The 18,719-nt window shown below is 64.8% G+C and carries 18 protein-coding genes and 1 tRNA gene; 1 reads left to right on the top strand and 18 read right to left on the bottom strand.

Going from position 1 to position 18,719, the window contains the following annotated elements; translation table 11 throughout:
- Nucleotides 1–182: 182 nt before the first annotated feature.
- The 17 genes from WQQ_RS24135 to WQQ_RS01965 form a co-directional block, all read right to left on the bottom strand.
- On the bottom strand, nucleotides 183–413 hold the full coding sequence (locus tag WQQ_RS24135; protein WP_157534469.1) for a hypothetical protein: 231 nt from the start codon (nucleotides 411–413) through the stop codon (nucleotides 183–185).
- A gap of 289 nt (nucleotides 414–702) precedes the next feature.
- A tRNA-Leu gene (locus WQQ_RS01890) sits at nucleotides 703–787 on the bottom strand.
- Nucleotides 788–882: 95 nt separating this feature from the next.
- The gene (gene secG / locus WQQ_RS01895) at nucleotides 883–1,257 is read right to left on the bottom strand and encodes a preprotein translocase subunit SecG (protein ID WP_007183352.1); all 375 of its coding nucleotides are present in this window, start codon (nucleotides 1,255–1,257) and stop codon (nucleotides 883–885) included.
- 85 nt (nucleotides 1,258–1,342) lie between these two features.
- The gene (gene tpiA, locus WQQ_RS01900) at nucleotides 1,343–2,110 is read right to left on the bottom strand and encodes a triose-phosphate isomerase (protein ID WP_007183353.1); all 768 of its coding nucleotides are present in this window, start codon (nucleotides 2,108–2,110) and stop codon (nucleotides 1,343–1,345) included.
- 17 nt (nucleotides 2,111–2,127) lie between these two features.
- Nucleotides 2,128–3,480, bottom strand: coding sequence for a phosphoglucosamine mutase (gene glmM, locus WQQ_RS01905; protein WP_007183354.1), 1,353 nt, complete (start codon nucleotides 3,478–3,480; stop codon nucleotides 2,128–2,130).
- Nucleotides 3,477–4,337, bottom strand: coding sequence for a dihydropteroate synthase (gene folP / locus WQQ_RS01910; protein WP_007183355.1), 861 nt, complete (start codon nucleotides 4,335–4,337; stop codon nucleotides 3,477–3,479). Before folP ends, glmM begins: the two co-directional genes overlap by 4 nt.
- 68 nt (nucleotides 4,338–4,405) lie before the next feature.
- Nucleotides 4,406–6,337 (bottom strand): ATP-dependent zinc metalloprotease FtsH, encoded by a 1,932-nt coding sequence (ftsH, locus tag WQQ_RS01915; RefSeq protein WP_007183356.1) that lies wholly within the window; start codon nucleotides 6,335–6,337, stop codon nucleotides 4,406–4,408.
- Nucleotides 6,338–6,386: 49 nt separating this feature from the next.
- Nucleotides 6,387–7,028: a 23S rRNA (uridine(2552)-2'-O)-methyltransferase RlmE gene (rlmE, locus tag WQQ_RS01920; RefSeq protein ID WP_007183357.1), complete on the bottom strand. Its 642-nt coding sequence runs from the start codon at nucleotides 7,026–7,028 to the stop codon at nucleotides 6,387–6,389.
- An 88-nt stretch (nucleotides 7,029–7,116) separates the two neighbouring features.
- Nucleotides 7,117–7,593 (bottom strand): transcription elongation factor GreA, encoded by a 477-nt coding sequence (gene greA, locus WQQ_RS01925; RefSeq protein WP_007183358.1) that lies wholly within the window; start codon nucleotides 7,591–7,593, stop codon nucleotides 7,117–7,119.
- 64 nt (nucleotides 7,594–7,657) lie between these two features.
- On the bottom strand, nucleotides 7,658–10,882 hold the full coding sequence (gene carB / locus WQQ_RS01930) for a carbamoyl-phosphate synthase large subunit (protein ID WP_007183359.1): 3,225 nt from the start codon (nucleotides 10,880–10,882) through the stop codon (nucleotides 7,658–7,660).
- A gap of 15 nt (nucleotides 10,883–10,897) precedes the next feature.
- Nucleotides 10,898–11,554: a leucine efflux protein LeuE gene (leuE, locus tag WQQ_RS01935; RefSeq protein ID WP_007183360.1), complete on the bottom strand. Its 657-nt coding sequence runs from the start codon at nucleotides 11,552–11,554 to the stop codon at nucleotides 10,898–10,900.
- Between the two features lie 7 nt (nucleotides 11,555–11,561).
- Nucleotides 11,562–12,695 (bottom strand): glutamine-hydrolyzing carbamoyl-phosphate synthase small subunit, encoded by a 1,134-nt coding sequence (gene carA, locus WQQ_RS01940; protein ID WP_040453459.1) that lies wholly within the window; start codon nucleotides 12,693–12,695, stop codon nucleotides 11,562–11,564.
- 260 nt (nucleotides 12,696–12,955) lie between these two features.
- Entirely contained in the window at nucleotides 12,956–14,032 is a 1,077-nt protein-coding gene (locus tag WQQ_RS01945; protein ID WP_007183363.1) for a PA0069 family radical SAM protein, read from the bottom strand.
- Nucleotides 14,033–14,042: 10 nt separating this feature from the next.
- Nucleotides 14,043–15,371: an amidohydrolase gene (locus WQQ_RS01950; RefSeq protein WP_040453460.1), complete on the bottom strand. Its 1,329-nt coding sequence runs from the start codon at nucleotides 15,369–15,371 to the stop codon at nucleotides 14,043–14,045.
- Nucleotides 15,372–15,390: 19 nt separating this feature from the next.
- The gene (gene dapB, locus WQQ_RS01955; protein WP_007183365.1) at nucleotides 15,391–16,173 is read right to left on the bottom strand and encodes a 4-hydroxy-tetrahydrodipicolinate reductase; all 783 of its coding nucleotides are present in this window, start codon (nucleotides 16,171–16,173) and stop codon (nucleotides 15,391–15,393) included.
- An 85-nt stretch (nucleotides 16,174–16,258) separates the two neighbouring features.
- The gene (locus WQQ_RS01960; protein WP_007183366.1) at nucleotides 16,259–16,624 is read right to left on the bottom strand and encodes a MazG nucleotide pyrophosphohydrolase domain-containing protein; all 366 of its coding nucleotides are present in this window, start codon (nucleotides 16,622–16,624) and stop codon (nucleotides 16,259–16,261) included.
- A complete protein-coding gene (locus WQQ_RS01965; protein ID WP_202800595.1) occupies nucleotides 16,621–17,319 on the bottom strand; it encodes a CoA pyrophosphatase in 699 nt (232 codons plus the stop codon). Before WQQ_RS01965 ends, WQQ_RS01960 begins: the two co-directional genes overlap by 4 nt.
- Before the next feature lie 13 nt (nucleotides 17,320–17,332).
- Here WQQ_RS01965 and WQQ_RS01970 point away from each other — a divergent pair, with 13 nt between their 5' ends.
- A complete protein-coding gene (locus WQQ_RS01970) occupies nucleotides 17,333–17,632 on the top strand; it encodes a hypothetical protein (protein WP_007183368.1) in 300 nt (99 codons plus the stop codon).
- On the opposite strand, the gene WQQ_RS01975 is transcribed toward WQQ_RS01970, so the two are convergent.
- Entirely contained in the window at nucleotides 17,596–18,717 is a 1,122-nt protein-coding gene (locus tag WQQ_RS01975) for a beta-ketoacyl-ACP synthase III (protein ID WP_007183369.1), read from the bottom strand. The genes WQQ_RS01970 and WQQ_RS01975 overlap by 37 nt on opposite strands.
- Nucleotides 18,718–18,719 lie beyond the last annotated feature (2 nt).

The raw sequence follows: 18,719 nt of genomic DNA on the forward strand, positions 1-18,719 counted from the left end.
CGACCAGAGATAGCGGGGCTTCAAGCGGCGAGCGCCGGTGAGCCGATCGAAGTAGAACATCCTGTTCTCCTGCAAGTGCAGGCGCCCACGCGGGCGCAGCCGTCTTCCATGACGACATCGATACTACCGGCCTGGGATTTCATATCAAGCTCGCAGCGCCCAGTGGAAGCTGAGCCGGCGACTCAGAGCAGCAGCTTGCCGACCAGAAGACCCAAAGCGAAGCCCGCGAACGCCCAGACATAACGTCGCTTCAGCCTGCGATCGCCGCTGACAGGATCGAGATAGAACACGTTTCCCCCCAGTGCGAAGCGCGATCCCCATCGGCGCTTCGTGGCGAGAAGTATAGGGCGCGCAGCCATTGAATTCATGTCCCGTTCAGAACAATAAATCCGGCCAGACGTGCCGAGCAGCATGCTGCACCGTTGCCCCCTGCTGACGTGACCCGCGCAGCTTTCGACGGCAGCGCCCAAGGCCCGAACGGAAGGAATGCACGACTGCGACGAGAGATCGAGGAATACGGCTCAGGAAAAAGCACTTCACCGCGGGAAACTGCCGCTACGGCTCCAAGGGCCAGGGCGCATGCGAACTCCGAAGCAAACAGCCAATTGGCCCGCCGTTTACTCGGGGCAGATGGAAAAGCAGCGACAAATGCAGAAAACGACAACGGCCCTAAAAGGGCCGTTCGTAACTGCTTGAATATATTGGTGCCGATGCCGAGACTCGAACTCGGACAGGTTTCCCCGCTACCACCTCAAGGTAGTGCGTCTACCAATTCCGCCACATCGGCAAGGGCGCGAATCTTACAGCCTGACTTCGCGTTTGTCTTCGTATTTTTTTACTTTTTTTCGACGACTTGAAAACAACGAATCCGGTTTGCGGTTTCTACTCCGGAACCTTCGGCTGCTCGGCAGCAGCGGGCTGCGAAGGGTCGGCCGAAGGCTGTTCGGCTGGCGCCGGGGCAGGCACAGGCTCGCCATTGAGCGGAGCCTGTTGCACCGAGTCGACGACGCTGGTCGGCGCCGAGCTGCGGCCGCCGACCCAGTAGGCCAGCGCGAGGCTGCTCAGAAAGAATACGAATGCGAGGCCGGCCGTCAGGCGAGACAGGAAGTTGGCCGCCCCCCGCGCACCGAAGACGGTGCCCGAAGCGCCGCTGCCGAAGGCGGCGCCGGCGTCGGCACCCTTGCCGTGCTGGATCAGCACCAAGCCGATGACGCCGATGGCGACCAGAACCTGCAGAACCACGAGAAACGTATGCATTGAGACAATCTTCCAGAATTCTTCGAGATATCCCGGGAAAGCTCTCCCGGGACCTTCGCTTGCCGGTCGCGCTTGATTACTCGGATTACGTCGAAAGGGACTGCGCTGCGAGCGCGATACCGAGGAAATCAGCCGCTTTGAGAGAAGCGCCGCCGATCAGACCGCCATCGATGTCCGCGCAGGCGAACAGTTCGTTGGCGTTGTCCGGCTTCACGCTGCCGCCGTACAGCAAGCGAATGGAGCCCGCTATCGTAGCATTCCGCTTCGACAACAAGCCACGGATGAAGGCATGTGCCTGCTGGGCCTGCTCCGGCGAGGCGGTCTTGCCGGTGCCGATCGCCCAGACCGGCTCATAGGCAATGACGGCGTTGGCGAACGAATCGATGCCACAGAGCTCGATCACCGCATTGAGCTGGCGCGTCAGCACGCCTTCGGTCTGGTCGGATTCGCGCTCTTCGAGCGTCTCGCCGACGCAGAGCACCGGAACCAGGTTTTGAGCCTGGGCAGCCTTGAATTTCTCCGCCACGCGCAGGTCGCTCTCGCCGTACAGCGAGCGGCGTTCGGAGTGACCCACGAGCACGTAGCGAACTCCGAGCTCGGTCAACATCGAACCGAGGATTTCGCCCGTGAAAGCACCGGCCTTGGTCTGTTCGCTGAGATTCTGCGCGCCGAGGACGACACCGGCCGGCAGCAACTTGCCGACCGATTCGAGATGAACGGCCGTCGGACATACGAGCAGTTCGACACCGGCCACTTCACCGGTCTTGGCCGCGATGCTCGAGAGCAACTCGGCGTTGGCTTTCAGCGAGCCGTTCATTTTCCAATTGCCGGCAACCAGATATTTGCGCGTCATGTTCCGTTTCAGTCGTGTCAGTGAGTGGATGGCGCCGCGGCGGCCTGCACGCGGGATGCAATGAATTCAGCCTCGGATTGTGCCGCGCTTTGCTGATCGGCTTCGACCATCACGCGAATCAGCGGCTCGGTGCCCGAAGCACGCAGGAGCACGCGCCCTCGCCCGCCGAGCCGTCCCTCCGAAATCCGCACGGACTCGGCCACCGGCGGCTGCTTGAGTACTCGCGCGGCAGAACCGTCGACCTTCACGTTGATGAGCACCTGCGGGAACAGGCTTACGCCGGCGATGAGTTCGGCAAGCGCAGTTCCCGCCGTTTGCATCGCGGCGAGTACCTGCAACGCCGAGACGATGCCGTCGCCGGTTCGTGTCCGATCGAGACAAATGGTGTGCCCGGAGCCTTCGCCGCCGAGATTGGAGCCCTGCGCGCGCATGAGTTCGAGCACGTAGCGGTCGCCCACCTTGGCCCGCTCGAAGCCGACGCCGAGCGCCCTGATCGCCTGTTCGACGCCGAGGTTGCTCATCAGCGTGCCGACCACCGGCCCCCGCAATTGCCCGGCCTCGAGGCGACTGCGCGCGATGATGTAAAGAATCTGGTCACCATCGACCGTGTGGCCGCTTGCATCGATCAGCAGGCAACGATCGGCGTCGCCATCGAAGGCGATACCGAGATCGGCCTTGTGCTGCAGTACCGCCTGCTGAAGATGCTCCATGTGCGTGGAGCCGCAGTCGCGATTGATGTTGAAGCCGTCGGGCTGATCCGCGATCGAGACCACTTCGGCCCCGAGCTTGCGCAGCACTTCCGGGCCGACCTGATAGGCGGCGCCGTTGGCGCAATCGAGCACGATGCGTAGCCCTTGCAGCGAAGGACCGTGATAGCTCTCGCAGCAGAACTGCACATAGCGCCGGCGGCCATCGTCGAAGCGGCGCACGAGGCCGAGCTGTTCGGGTTCGACGCAGACCAGATCCTTCGCGACCCAGCTCTCGATTTCCTCTTCGACCGCATCGCTGAGCTTGTCGCCGTCGGCCGAGAAGAACTTCACGCCGTTGTCGTGATGCGGGTTGTGCGACGCGCTGATGACGATACCAGCCTGCGCCCCGACATCGCGCGTCAGGAAGGCCACGGCAGGCGTCGGCAGCGGGCCGAGCAGACTCACGCGAACCCCGGCCGACGACAAGCCCGCTTCGAGCGCCGATTCGAACAGGTAGCCCGAGCGCCGCGTGTCCTTGCCGATCAGCACGTGAGCGCCAGGCTCGCGCGCGAGCACACGGCCCGCTGCCCAGCCGAGCTTGAGCGCGAATTCGGGAGTCATCGGCGCTTTGCCGACCAGACCGCGGATGCCGTCGGTACCAAAAAACTGCCTGCTCATCAAAAGGGCGACGCCTCCGTGTCGGTGCTGCTGGCCTGGCGGATGGCGGCCGCCACTCTCACCGCCTCGACGGTATGCCGCACATCGTGGGCCCGAATGATAGCCGCACCTTGCCAGACCGACAGGCAAGCGGCGGCAAGGCTCGCATGAAGCCGCCGGTCGACCGGTAGGCCGAGCAGGTGCTGGAACATCGATTTGCGCGAAACACCGATCAGCAGCGGGAAGCCAAGCTGCCCCAATCTCCGCCCGTGCGCGAGCAGCTTGAGGTTGTGCTCGAGGTTCTTGCCGAAGCCGATGCCCGGATCGATCGCGATGGCCTCCTTCGGGACACCGGCTGCGAGGCAGGCATCCGCTCGTCCGCGCAGATAACTCGCGACCTCGGACACCACGTCCTCGTAGTGGGGCGCGGCCTGCATGCTCTGGGGCTGCCCCTGCATGTGCATCAGGCACACCGCGGCCCGATGCCGCAGCACGACCGCCAGCGCGCCGTCTTCTTCGAGCGCCCGAATGTCGTTGATCAGATGCGCACCGGCGGCGCAGGCGGCTTCCATTACCGACGGCTTGAACGTGTCCACCGAGATGGCGATGTCCAGGCGCCGGCGCAAGGCCTCGATCACCGGAACGACGCGATCGAGTTCCTCTTGCAGAGGCACCGGTGGAGCGCCGGGGCGCGTCGATTCACCACCGACATCGATGATGCGCGCGCCCTCGGCGAGCATCTGCTCGGCACGATGCAATGCGGAATCGAGCTGCGCGAATCTCCCACCGTCGGAGAACGAATCCGGAGTGACGTTCAATATGCCCATGACCGCCGGCTCGGTCAGGTCGAGCGTTCGGTCGGGGAGCTGCAGCCGAGTCATTGGATGCCTGCAAAGAGAGAGGCCGGCACTTGGGCCGGCCTCGGATATCGATGATCTGGCTGCGCGCCTTATGGGGGCGAGCCGGCCGGCCGCGGATTTACCGGTGGCATCGCACCGGCGCCCGTTCCACTGCCGGTGCTGCGCGGCGGCGGATTGGTGCGATTGCTGTCGTTCCAGGACTCCGGCGGACCGGGCTGACGACCTTCCATGATGTCGCGAATCTGGTCGCTGTCGATCGTTTCGTACTTGAGCAGGGCCTCGGCCATCACATGGAGCTTCTCCATGTTGTCGACGAGAATCTGCTTGGCACGACCGTAGTTGCTCTCGATGACGCCACGCACTTCGAGATCGATCGCATGCGCGGTGTCGTCCGATACGCTCTTGGTCTGCGTCACGCTCTTGCCGAGAAAGACTTCGCCGTTGTCTTCGGAATACGAAAGCGGGCCGAGCTTGTTCGACATACCCCACTTCGTGACCATGTTGCGGGCGATGTCGGTGGCACGTTCGATGTCATTCGAAGCGCCCGTGGTCACCTTGTCGAAGCCGAAGATCAGCTCTTCGGCGAGACGGCCACCGAACAGCGAGCAGATCTGGCTATTGAGGCGCTCCAGCGTGTAGCTGTAGCGGTCTTCCTCAGGCAGGAACATCGTCACGCCGAGTGCACGGCCGCGCGGAATGATCGTGACCTTGTAGACCGGATCGTGATCCGGCACCGACAGGCCGACGATCGCGTGGCCGGCTTCGTGATAGGCGGTGAGCTTCTTCTCGCTCTCGGACATGACCATCGAGCGCCGTTCAGCCCCCATCATGATCTTGTCCTTGGCCTTCTCGAAATCGTCGTGATCGACCAGACGCTTATTGGCGCGAGCGGCGAACAGCGCTGCCTCGTTGACGAGGTTGGCCAGATCGGCGCCCGAGAAGCCCGGAGTCGCACGCGCGATGATCTCCGGCTTGACGTTGTCGGCCAGCGGCACGGCGCGCATATGAACCTTGACGATCTGCTCGCGGCCGCGCACGTCGGGCAGCGGCACCACGACCTGGCGATCGAAGCGGCCCGGACGCAGCAGCGCCGGATCGAGCACGTCAGGGCGGTTGGTCGCCGCGATGACGATCACGCCCTCGCTGCCCTCGAAGCCATCCATCTCGACGAGCAGCTGGTTGAGCGTCTGCTCGCGCTCGTCGTGACCGCCACCCAGACCGGCGCCACGATGACGGCCGACAGCATCGATTTCGTCGATGAAGATGATGCACGGCGCATGCTTCTTGGCTTGCTCGAACATGTCGCGCACGCGGCTGGCGCCGACGCCGACGAACATTTCGACGAAGTCCGAACCCGAGATCGCGAAGAACGGCACGCCAGCTTCGCCTGCGATGGCCTTGGCCAGCAGCGTCTTGCCGGTGCCCGGCGAGCCGACCATCAGCACGCCGCGCGGAATCTTGCCGCCGAGCTTCTGGAACTTGCCCGGGTCTTTGAGAAAGTCGACGAGCTCGGCCACTTCCTGCTTGGCTTCTTCGACGCCGGCGACGTCATTGAACGTGATCTTGACTTGGTCTGCGTTGAGCATGCGCGCGCGGGATTTGCCGAAGCTCATCGCCCCACGCCCCCCCGCCCCGCCCTGCATCTGGCGCATGAAGTACACCCAGACCGCGATCAGCAGCAGGATCGGCCCGAAGCTGAACAACAATTGCGTCAGCAGCGGCGTTTCACGCGGCTTTTCGCCCGTGAACTTGACGCGGTTTTCGATCAGATCCTTGATGAGGCCGGAGTTGTTGGTCTCGGGGCTGATCGTGACGAAGCGCGAACCGCCCTTCAGCTCGCCATGCAGCTGATCACCGGAGATCAGGACTTCGGAAACGTTGCCCTGCTTGACCTGATCGAGGAAGTCCGAATATTGGATTTCGGGCTGTGCGCGGCTGCGGCCGGCGAAGCTCTGGAACACCGTCATCAGTACGATGAGGATGACGACCCAAAGCAGGAGATTTTTGGCCAGATCGTTCAAGCTTGTTCCTTCCCATCCATTCAGAGCGGCAGACCGCTCGTTTTGAACCTTACACCCGCAAATAGTTTCGCGCTACCAAGTAAACCTCGCGGCTGCGAGGCCTCGAAGCCTTGGGTTTCCGGATACTGACGGAGCCGAACTGACTCCGCACCGTCTTCAAATATGCGTCGAAACCTTCACCCTGGAACACCTTGACCACATAGGCGCCCCCCTTCTTCAGATGGCCGGCGCAGAACTCCAGCGCCAGCTCACATAAATAAAGAGAGGAAGCCTGATCGGCAGCGTCCACCCCGCTCATATTGGGGGCCATGTCCGACAATACAAGGTCGACCGCCGCCCCCCCGCTGGCGGCGCCCACGCGGGACTCGAGCTCGCGCAGCACCGACTCCTCACGAAAGTCGCCGAGGATTATCTCGACGTCCTTGAGTGGCTCGATCGGCAGGATGTCGAGGGCGATGAGTCGCCCCTTGCTGCCGAGCAGCGGACGCGTGATCTGGCTCCAGCCGCCCGGGGCCGCGCCGAGGTCGACGACGATCATGCCGGGACGGACGAGCCTGTCCTTCTCGAGGATCTCCTGGAGCTTGAACACCGCCCGCGAGCGGTAACCGAGCTTTCTGGCCTTCTGGACATACAGGTCGGCCTCGTGCTCGGCAAGCCAGCGCGCACTGCTGTCGCTGCGTTTCTGGGTCATGCGAACAGCCGCGGAACGGGAAACGGGGAACCGGAGACGAACCGACGTGGCGTTACGCCTCCCGTCTCCGGTTTCCCGTCTCCCGTCATCAGATGTACTCCACCTTCACGATCTCGAGCTCGCGCGGCCCGCCCGGGGCGCGAACTTCCACCACGTCGCCTTCTTCCTTGCCGATCAGGGCACGCGCGATCGGCGAGTTGTAAGAGATCAGGCCGGCCTTGGAGTCGGCCTCGTCTTCGCCGACGAGCTGATAGCGCGATTCTTCTTCGCTGGTGGTATCGGCCACCGTCACGGTGGCACCGAAAATCACCTTGCCGGTGTTCTCCAGGGTCGTCACGTCGATCACTTGCGAATTGCCGAGCTTGCCTTCGATTTCGCCGATGCGGCCTTCGGTGAAGCTCTGCTGTTCGCGGGCTGCGGCGTATTCGGCGTTCTCCTTCAGATCGCCATGCGCGCGGGCTTCGGCGATCGCCGCGATGACGCGCGGGCGCACCTCGGACTTGAGGTGTCGCAGTTCTTCGCGCAGCTTTTCGGCGCCACGGACGGTGAGGGGCGTTTTGGTCATATTGATTGATCGATGAAGAAAAAACGGCCAGGCCGACGATGCGCCGGCCTGGCCCTACCGTACCTTAAACCGTCGTCAGGCTGCTATGCAGGGACTGGAGGCGGTTGACGTCGAGCGCGTCGAGGTGGTCCATCGCGATGGCCGCCGCGTAGGCGCCCGAGATGGTCGTGAAGTAGCACAGCTTGTGCTGGATGGCGGCGGCACGGATCGAGCGCGATTCCTCGATCGAACGCTTGCCTTCCGTGGTATTGGCGATGAACTGGATCTCGCCGTTCTTGATCATGTCGACGCAGTGCGGCCGGCCTTCCTTGACCTTGTTGACGCCCTCGCAGGCGATGCCGGCCTTGCGGATCAGCTCGGCCGTGCCGTGCGTGGCGACGACGCGGAAGTTCTTCGCGGCGAGCAGGCGGGCCAGGTCGACGGCCTTGGCCTTGTCGCTGTCGCGCACCGAGATGAACGCCGTGCCCTGGCGCGGAACCGTCATGCCGGCCGCGAGCAGCGACTTGTTGAAGGCTTCGCCGAAGTGCACGCCCACGCCCATGACTTCGCCGGTCGAGCGCATTTCCGGCCCGAGCAGCGGATCCACACCCGGGAACTTGCCGAACGGGAACACCGATTCCTTGACCGAGTAATAGGCCGGGATGATTTCCTTGTCGACGCCCTGCGAAGCCAGACTCTGGCCCGCCATGCAGCGCGCGGCGATCTTCGCGAGCGGGCGGCCGGTGGCCTTGGACACGAACGGCGAGGTCCGCGAGGCGCGCGGATTCACTTCGAGCAGGTAAACCGTCTCGCCCTGCACCGCGAACTGAGCGTTCATGAGGCCGACGACATTGAGCGCGCGCGCGAGCTTTTCCATCTGCGCGCGAATGTCGTCGACGACGTGCTTGGGCAGCGAATACGGCGGCAGCGAGCAGGCCGAATCGCCCGAATGCACGCCGGCTTCCTCGATGTGCTCCATGACACCGCCGATCACCACACGCTCACCGTCGGCGAGCGCATCGACGTCGACCTCGATCGCGTTGTTGAGGAAGCGGTCGAGCAGCACCGGCGAATCGTTGCTCACCTTCACCGCTTCGGTCATGTAGCGGTTGAGGTCTTCGTCGTCGTGGACGATTTCCATCGCGCGGCCACCGAGCACGTAGCTCGGACGCACGACCAGCGGATAACCGACCTTCGCGGCCACCGCGAGCGCCTGCTCGTTCGAGGTGGCGACGCCGTTCGGCGGCTGGCGCAGCTTGAGTTCGTCGACGAGCTTCTGGAAGCGCTCGCGATCTTCGGCGAGATCGATCGCATCGGGCGTGGTGCCGATGATCGGCGCACCCGCGGCTTCGAGCTGGCGCGCGAGCTTGAGCGGCGTCTGGCCGCCGAACTGCACGATCACGCCGATCGGCTTTTCGAGGTCGATGATTTCCATCACGTCTTCGAAGGTCAGCGGCTCGAAGTACAGGCGATCCGAGGTGTCGTAGTCGGTCGACACGGTCTCCGGATTGCAGTTGACCATGATGGTTTCGTAACCATCTTCACGCAGCGCGAGGCTCGCGTGCACGCAGCAGTAATCGAACTCGATGCCCTGGCCGATGCGGTTCGGGCCGCCGCCGAGCACGACGATCTTCTTGCGATCGGTCGGCGCCGCTTCGCATTCCTCGTCGTACGAGGAATACATGTAGGCCGTGGTCGAGGCGAATTCGGCCGCGCAGGAATCGACGCGCTTGTAGACCGGGCGCACGCCGAGCGCGTGGCGCAGCTTGCGCACGTCGAGTTCGTCGTAGCCGAGCAGCTTGGCGAGACGACGATCCGAGAAGCCCAGGCGCTTGTAGCGACGCAGCTGATCGGCGCTGATCTTGCTGCGATCGAGCTTGGCGATTTCGGCTTCGGTCGCGATCAGCTCGTGAATCTGCTCGAGGAACCACGGATCGATCTTCGACAGGCGATGCACCTCGTCGACCGACATGCCCGAGCGGAACGCATCGCCGACGAACCACAGGCGCTTGGCGCGCGCGGTGATCAGTTCTTCGCGAATCTTGTCGAGGTTGGCTTCGCGGAAATCCGGCACCTGCGGATCGAAACCATCGGAGCCGGTTTCGAGGCCGCGCATGGCCTTGAGCAGCGATTCCTGGAAGTTGCGGCCCATGGCCATCACTTCGCCGACCGACTTCATCTGCGTGGTCAGGCGCGAATCGGCCTGCGGGAATTTTTCGAACGTGAAGCGCGGAATCTTGGTGACGACGTAATCGATGCTCGGCTCGAAGCTCGCCGGCGTGACGCCGCCGGTGATTTCGTTGCGCAGTTCGTCGAGCGTGTAGCCGACCGCGAGCTTGGCCGCGACCTTGGCGATCGGGAAGCCGGTGGCCTTCGATGCCAGCGCCGACGAGCGCGACACGCGCGGGTTCATCTCGATGACGATGATGCGGCCGTCGGTCGGGCTGATCGCGAACTGCACGTTCGAGCCGCCGGTATCGACGCCGATCTTGCGCAGCACCTTGATGCTGGCGTCGCGCAGCAGCTGGTATTCCTTGTCGGTCAGCGTCTGCGCCGGCGCGACGGTGATCGAATCGCCCGTGTGCACGCCCATCGGATCGAAGTTCTCGATCGAGCAGACGATGATGCAGTTGTCCTTGCGGTCACGCACCACCTCCATCTCGAATTCCTTCCAGCCGAGCAAGGATTCCTCGATGAGCACTTCGGTGGTCGGCGACAGGTCGAGGCCACGCGTGACGATCTCCTCGAACTCCTCGACGTTGTACGCCACGCCGCCGCCCGAGCCGCCGAGCGTGAAGCTCGGACGGATGATGACCGGATAACCGATCTGCTCCTGGATGTAGCGCGCCTCGTCCATCGAATGCGCGACACCCGAGCGCGCGCTGCCGAGGCCAATCTCGGTCATCGCATCGCGGAATTTCTGGCGATCTTCGGCGAGATCGATCGCATGCTCGTTCGCACCGATCATCTCGACGTTGAATTTCTTCAGCACGCCGTTGCGCGCCAGATCGAGCGCGCAGTTCAGTGCGGTCTGGCCGCCCATGGTCGGCAGCACCGCGTCGGGGCGTTCGGCCTCGATGATCTTGGCGACCGTCTGCCAGCGGATCGGCTCGATGTAGGTCGCATCGGCCGTGTCCGGGTCGGTCATGATCGTGGCCGGATTCGAGTTGACCAGGATCACGCGATAGCCTTCGGCGCGCAGCGCCTTGCAGGCTTGCGCGCCGGAGTAGTCGAACTCGCAGGCCTGGCCGATCACGATGGGACCGGCGCCGATGATGAGGATGCTCTTGAGGTCTGTACGTTTTGGCATGGCGTCTTATCGTCGTCAGTTCAGGCTCGCGGTCGCGAGCTTCGCGCCGAATCCGAGGAATAAAGCCCCGGCGCCGCCGGTGAGTCCGGCGGACAGGCGCTGGCGGCGGCGAAACGCGCCGGCAAGTCGAGCGCCGCCGAAGATCAGCGCGCTCAGGTAAACAAAACTCATGGCCTGGGCGATCAGGCCCAGAATCGTGAAGGCCAGCACCGAGTGCGCGTAGGCCGGATCGACGAACTGGATGAAGAAGGCCATGAAGAACAGGATCGCCTTCGGGTTCAGCAGGCTGATCACGAGCGCGCGGCGGAACGGAGCGGCCGTGGTCGCCGCAGCCGGAGCCGGGCGCGCCGGGTCTTCGGGCGACGCGGTCCTGCCCTTGAACACACTGCGCAGCATCGACACGCCGATCCAGGCCAGATAGGCCGCGCCGACGTACTTGAAGACGATGAAAGCCGCCGGGTAGGCCTTGAGCAGCGAGGCCACGCCGCCGGCGGCGAGCACCATCAGCACCGCATCGCCGAGGAACACACCGCAGGCCGCGCGATAACCCGCGCCCACGCCGTGAGCCGCCGCAGTGCCGAGCACGAACAGCGAGTTCGGGCCAGGCAGCAGCACGACGACCAACGTGCCGAGCAGGTAAGTCGGCAGGTCGATGATTCCAAACCCGTTCATCTCGACCTTAGGCGTTCGGCGCCATCGACTGCACGAAGCGGTCGAACAGGTAATCGACGTCGTGAGGGCCGGGGCTCGCTTCCGGGTGCCCCTGGAAGCTGAAGGCCGGCGCGTCGGTGAGCCGGATGCCTTGGTTCGAGCCGTCGAACAGCGAGCGATGCGTGGCCACGACATTGGCCGGCAGCGTCGCCTCGTCGACCGCGAAGCCGTGGTTCTGGCTGGTGATCAGCACGCGGCCGGAGTCCATGTCCTGCACCGGGTGGTTCGCACCGTGGTGACCGGTGCTCATCTTGAGCGTTTTGGCGCCCGCGGCGAGGCCGAGGATCTGGTGACCGAGGCAGATGCCGAACAGCGGCAGCTTGCGGGCGAGGAACTCGCGTGCGGCCTCGATCGCGTAGGTGCAGGGCTCCGGATCGCCCGGGCCGTTGGCCAGGAACACGCCGTCCGGCTTGAGCGCGAGCACGTCCGCAGCCGGCGTCTGCGCCGGCACCACGGTGATGCGGCAGCCGCGATCGACGAGCATGCGCAGGATGTTGCGCTTGACGCCGAAGTCGTAGGCGACGACGTGGAAGCTCTCGTCCTTCAACTGCGTTTCGCGGTTGGATTCCAGCTCCCACGAACCCGTGGTGTAGCTGTAGGGCTCGCGCACCGAAACCACCTTGGCGAGATCCATGCCCTTGAGGCCCGGGAACTCGCGCGCGGCGGCCAGCGCGGCGGCTTCGTCGACCGCATCGCCGGCGACGATGCAGCCGTTCTGCGCACCTTTTTCGCGCAGCAGGCGCGTCAGGCGGCGCGTATCGATGTCGGCGATCGCCACCACGCGATGCTTCTGCAGGTAGCCCGAGAAATCGAGCGTCGAGCGCCAGTTGGAATGCGGCCGCGGCACTTCGCGCAGCACCAGGCCGGAAATGTGGACTTCGGACGATTCGGCATCTTCGTCGTTGCTGCCGACGTTGCCGATGTGCGGATAAGTCAGGGTGACGATCTGCCGGCGGTACGAGGGATCGGTCATGATCTCCTGGTATCCGGTCATCGCCGTGTTGAAAACGACTTCTCCGACCGTCTGACCGTCGACGCCAATCGAAACACCTTTGAAAACGCTGCCATCGGCGAGGGCGAGCAGGGCCGGCTTGCGATTCATCATCGGCTCTTGGGGGCTCTAGGGACTAGGGGCGCTAATCGAATTGCGGACATGGAAAAGGGGGCGGCGATGAACCCGCTGAAGTGCTTGGCACTTCTGCGGGAGCCTCGGGAGCCCCCTCGCGATTAGGCCGGCAGTTTACGCGACAAGCCCGACTGCGTAAACGAGGAAAACGCGATCGACCGCCCGTCAAAGTGTCCAGGCCGACAGCCAAGCCCTTGTCGGCAAAAAACTTTCAACGGCGCGAACGACAGCCGGATTCAGAGCAGCGACATCTGACCGCCTGCTCCCGGAACGCGGAACTGTCTGAAGTCGAGCTCGACCGTCGCGTCGCGGCCCGCGTTGAGCCCGTAGCGCTTGCAGGCCAGCCGGAAGCGCTGGGCGGTCAGCTCGGCGTACTGCCCCTGCCCGCGCATGCGGGTGCCGAACTCGGCCACGTAGTCCTTGCCGCCGCGCATCTGCCGGACCAGGCTCATGACGTGCCCGGCCTTGAGCGGATAGCGCTGGGCGAGCCATTCGCGGAACAGGTCCTTCACCTCCCAGGGCAGGCGCAGCATGGCGTAGCTGGCCTGGCGCGCCCCGGCTTCGGCCGAGAGCTCGAGCACGCGGTCCATCTCGTGATCGTTCACGAACGGAATCACCGGCGAAAACATCACGCGCACCGGAATCCCGATGTCGGCGAGCTTGCGCATGATGCGCAGCCTCGCGGCGGCCGAGCTTGCGCGCGGCTCGAGGTCGCGCTTGAGCTCGTCGCGCAGGCTCACGAGCGTGATGCCGACGTGAACCAGCCTGAGCCTGGCCATTTCGGCGAGCAGGTCGAGATCGCGCTCGATCGTCGCGCCCTTGGTGATGATGCCGACCGGATGGCGGAATTCGAGCAGCTTTTCGAGCAGCCGCCGCGTCACCCGGTGCTCGCGCTCGATCGGCTGGTAACAGTCCGTGTTCACCCCGAGCACGATGATCTTGGGCTCGTAGCGCGGCCGGCGCAGCTCGGCGTCGAGCAGCTCGGGCGCGTTGCCCTTGTAGAACAGCTTGGTCTCGAAATCGAGGCCGGGGGACAGGTTCAAATACGCATGCGTCGGCCGGGCGAAGCAGTAGATGCAGCCATGCTCGCAACCGCGGTACGGGTTGATCGACTGCGTAAAGCCGATGTCCGGCGAATCGTTGCGGCTGATGATCGACTTGGCGCGCTCCTCGCGCACCTCGGTCCTGAACGCGGGCAGCGGTTCGACCGGCAGATCCCAGCCGTCGTCGAAGACCTCGCGGCGCAGCGATTCGAAGCGCCCTTCCGGGTTCGAGCCGGCGCCACGGCCTTTGCGGGGCTCAGCCGGGTTCATCGGGCTGGCCCTAGCCGCCCGCCCCGGCGGCGTAATCGAGCGCGAGATTCGCGAGCGTGCGTACCCCGAGCGGCAGCATGGCCTCGTCGAGATGGAAGCGCGGCGAATGGTTCGCGGGCCAATTGTCGGCCGGCGTTCCGGGCGTGCGCCCGCCGATGAACACGAACAGGCCCGGGATCTGCTGCTGGAAGAACGAGAAATCCTCGGCGCCGAGCATCGGCGGCACGTCGAGAACCTTGCCCTCGCCGGCCACGCGGCTCAGCGTCGGCAGCATGCGCGCGGTGAGCTTCGGGTCGTTGAAGGTGACCGGATAGGCGTGCCCCGCACCGATCTCGACCGTCGCGCTGGCGCCGGCGCTTTCGGCGATCTTCTCGGCCGTGCGCCTCACGCGCTCGTGCAGCTCCTGCTGCATGCCGGTGTCGAGCGCGCGCAGCGTGCCCTTCATGACCACCTGGTCCGGAATGATATTGCCGCGCACGCCGCCCTCGATCTTGCCGATCGTCACGATGACGGGCGCCTGGCTGATGTCCATCTGACGGCTCGCGATGGTCTGCAGGCCGTCGATGATCTGCGCGCTGACCGCGATCGGATCGATGCCGGCCCAGGGCCGCGCGCCGTGGGTCTGCTTGCCGCGCACGGTGATGGTCAGGTCGTCCGAACTCGCCATCGCCCCGCCCGAGCGGATCGCGAGCTGGTCGGCGTCCCACTGCGAGAACACGTGCAGGCCGAAGATCACCTCGGGCTTGGGCGCGCCGCTCAGCACGCCCTGCTTGACCATCAGTTCGGCGCCGCCGTGCTCGCCCTCGGGCGCGCCTTCTTCGGCCGGCTGGAAGATCAGCTTGAGCGTGCCGGGCCAGTCGGCCTTGAGCCTGGAAGCCACTTCGGCGACGCCGAGCAGCACCGCCATGTGGCTGTCGTGCCCGCAGGCGTGCATGACGCCGACGTCCTTGCCGTCGAATTTGCCCTTCACCCTGGACCTGAACGGCAGATCGACGTCCTCGACCACCGGCAGGCCGTCCATGTCGGCGCGCAGCGCGATCACCGGGCCGGGCTTGCCGCCCTGCAGCACCGCGACGACGCCGGTGTTGGCGACGCCGGTCTGCACCTGCAGGCCGAGCTTGCGCAGCTGCTTGGCGACGTAGGCCGCCGTGTGGGTCTCGCGATTCGACAGCTCCGGATGCTCGTGGAACCAGCGGCGGTTTTCGACGAGCGTGGGTTGCAGCTGAGTCGCAAGCCGGTCGACTTCGGCGCGCAGGTCGTCGGCGGCCTGTGCGGAGAAGCCTGGCAGCGCCATTGCAAGGCTAGCGGCGGCGACAACGGCGGCAGTTCGAATGTTCATGCGCAGGATCACCCGGGCTTTACGCCAGCACGTCCTTCATCGAGTACAGGCCCGGCGCCTTGTCCTGCAGCCAGTGCGCCGCGCGCAGCGCACCGTTCGAAAAGTTGGCGCGGTTGCTGGCCTTGTGCGCGATCTCCACGCGTTCGCCGTCGCCGAGGAACATCACCGTGTGGTCGCCGACGACGTCGCCGCCGCGGATCGTCGCGAAGCCGATGTCGGTGCGCGTGCGCGCTCCGGTGTGGCCTTCGCGCGCATACACCGCGTGCTCGCGCAGCGAACGACCGACGCCGCGCGCGGCCGCCTCGCCGAGCATCAGCGCGGTGCCGCTCGGCGCATCGACCTTGTGCCGGTGATGCGCCTCGACGATTTCGATGTCCACCGTCTCGCCGAGCACGCGCGCCGCATGTTCGACGAGCGCCAGGCACAGGTTCACGCCGATGCTGAAATTGCCCGACAGGCAGATCGGAATGCGCCTGGACGCGGCCTCGATCAGCGCGCGCTGCTCGGCCGAAAACCCGGTGGTGCCAATCACCATGCCCTTGCCACTCGCGAGGCAGGTTTCGAGCGCGGCCAGCGTGCCTTCGGGACGCGTGAAGTCGATCAGCACGTCGTAGTCGTCGGCGGCCGCACGCGGATCGGAGGACAGTTTCACGCCGTCGGCGATCGGCTGGCCGATGCCGGGCGCATCGGCCCGGTCGAAGGCCGCGCCGAGGCGCAGATTACCGTGGTGGGGAACGGCTTCGAGCAGCGCCCGGCCCATGCGGCCGGCGGCTCCGAGAATGGCGATGCGAGTCTGGGTCATGAACGTCTCCGTCTAGGCGCGCAGTTTATCGCGAGCGCACCGCGGGCCGCCGCGCCGACTTGGGGACGGACATCATGGCGGACGCTTACAGCCCGAGCTTCTTGGCTTGCTGCCAGAGTGCTTCCATCGCATCGAGGCGCTGCGGATCGCCAAGTGCGGGCAGCGTTTGCGCATGTTTCATCACGTGCCCGTAGCGGCGGGTGAATTTTTCGTTGGCACCCGCCAGAGCGGCCACCGGATCGACACCGAGATGACGTGCGAGGTTGACGACAACGAACAGCAGATCGCCGAGTTCGTCCTGACGGCGATCGAGGCTCTGGTCGACGGTTTCGCGCAGCTCGCCGAGTTCCTCCGCAACCTTGTCCCAGAGCGGATCGAGTTCGCTCCAATCGAAGCCTTCGCGCGCCGCTTCTTCCTGCAGCTTTGCGGCGATCGCCAGCAGCTCGCTCATGCGCCGCCGACCTTGCGGCAGAGATTTCGCAGCATGCCGGCGGTCGCGCCCCAGATCGCATACTCGCCGTAACGCACTTCGAAGAAAGGCAGTTCGATGCCGTCACGCACGAACGTTTTCGATGCGTAGTTGCTCGGATCGAGCAGCAGCGACAGCGGCACTTCGAACGCTTCGGCGACTTCGACCGCATCGAGCCGAAGCTCGGGCAACTCGCGAACCACCCCGACTACCGGCGTTACCCGGTACAGCGAGCCGGTCGGATAATCGTCGAGATAGCCGATGATCTCGACATGCTCGCGCTTGAGCCCGATTTCCTCGTCGGCCTCGCGCAGTGCGTTGTCGACGGCCGAGACGTCGGCCGCATCGCGACGCCCGCCCGGAAACGCGATCTGGCCCTTGTGATTGCGCATGAGTTCGGATCGGCGCGTGAGCAGCACCGTGGGCTCGGGCTCACGCGCGACAATCGGCACCAGTACCGCAGCTGGCTTGAGCGCAGCAAGCCATTCGGGCTTGCGCAGCTCGTCGAGTTGCGGCGGCAGTTCCATCAGATACAGCTCGCGCTGCTGCTCGCTGCTGCCGGCGAGCGCGGCGCGCAAGCGCTGCTCCCATTCGGCAAACTCAGCGCCCTCGCCAGCCAACGCCTCACCGCTCTGGCGTGGCATAGTGGCTTCGTCCTCATCCAGACTGCTACTCACGACTCATCTCCTCGTGGACGATCTTCGAAGCAAGCCCGCAATCGATCGCTGGCGCTCCCTGCGCGAACTCGACGAGTCGCTGCAGCACCCCAAAGGCTCGGCGTTTCGCGCGTTTCGCCGTCTCGAAAACCACTGGCAGGAAACGAGCGATTTCATCGTGCTGCATCACGAGCGCGATCGCGCGCTCATCGACATCTTGAGGCAGCAGCAACGCATCTACGCTTCGACCGTCAATCTCGTCATGCTCTCGCCCGAACTCGCCGATGCGGTGATCGCTCAGATGCGCCGCATGACCACCGATCCGGCCGAATAACCGGCGCCGAAGGCGCTCAGCACGCCGATATCTCCGGGTGCGAAATCCTGCTGGTACTTGTGAAAGGCGATCACCGAGCCGGCCGAGCTGGTGTTCGCGTACTCGTCGAGAATCACCGGTGCCTCGGTGCGATCGGCATCGCGGCCGAGCAGCTTGCGCACGATGAACTCGTTCATCGACAGATTGGCCTGGTGCAACCAGTAGCGCTTGACCTCCTCGGGCTTGATCTGCAGATCGGCCAGATGTGAGCCGATCAGCTCGGCCACCATCGGCACCACTTCCTTGAACACCTTGCGGCCTTCCTGGCGGAACAGCACGTCGTCCCAGCTGCGCTGCGTTTCTTCCGCAGCGTTCAGGAAGCCGAAGTTGTTGCGGATGTTGTTCGAGAACTGCGTCTGCAGGCGCGTGCCGAGAATTTCGAAGCGCTGTTCGGATACGGCGGACTCCACCGGCTCGACCACGATCGCGGTGGCCGCGTCGCCGAAGATGAAATGGCAGTCGCGATTGCGCCAGTTCAAATGTCCCGAGCAGATTTCCGCGCTGACCACGAGCGCGCACTTGGCGCTGCCGTTGCGCACCGCGTCGACGGCGGTCTGCACGCCGAACGCGGCCGAGGCGCAGGCCACGTTCATGTCGAAGCCGAAGCCGCGCGCACCGAGCGCGGTCTGCAACTCCACCGCCATCGCCGGATAGCCGCGCTGCATGTTCGAGCAGGCCATCAGCACGCAGTCGACGTCTTCGGGCTTGCGGCCTGCGGCGGCCAGCGCCTGGCGCGCGGCCGCCAGCCCCATCTCGACCATCAGCGAAGGCTCGTCGTTGCTGCGCAGCGGCAGGCTCGGACGCATGCGCTCGATATCGAGCACGCCCGATTTGTTGAGCACGTAGCGCGATTTGATGCCCGAGGCCTTTTCGATGAATTCGCTGCTCGAAGCCGCCAGCGGCTGCACGGTTCCGGCCGCGATCGCTTCGGCCTCACGGGCGTTGTGCGCTTCGACGTAGGCGTTGTACGAGGCGACGAGTTCGTCGTTGGAGATGGATTCGGACGGCGTGAACAGCCCGGTACCGCTGATGCAGACGGATTTCATGG

The organism is Hydrocarboniphaga effusa AP103 (genome assembly GCF_000271305.1).
Classification (GTDB): domain Bacteria; phylum Pseudomonadota; class Gammaproteobacteria; order Nevskiales; family Nevskiaceae; genus Hydrocarboniphaga; species Hydrocarboniphaga effusa.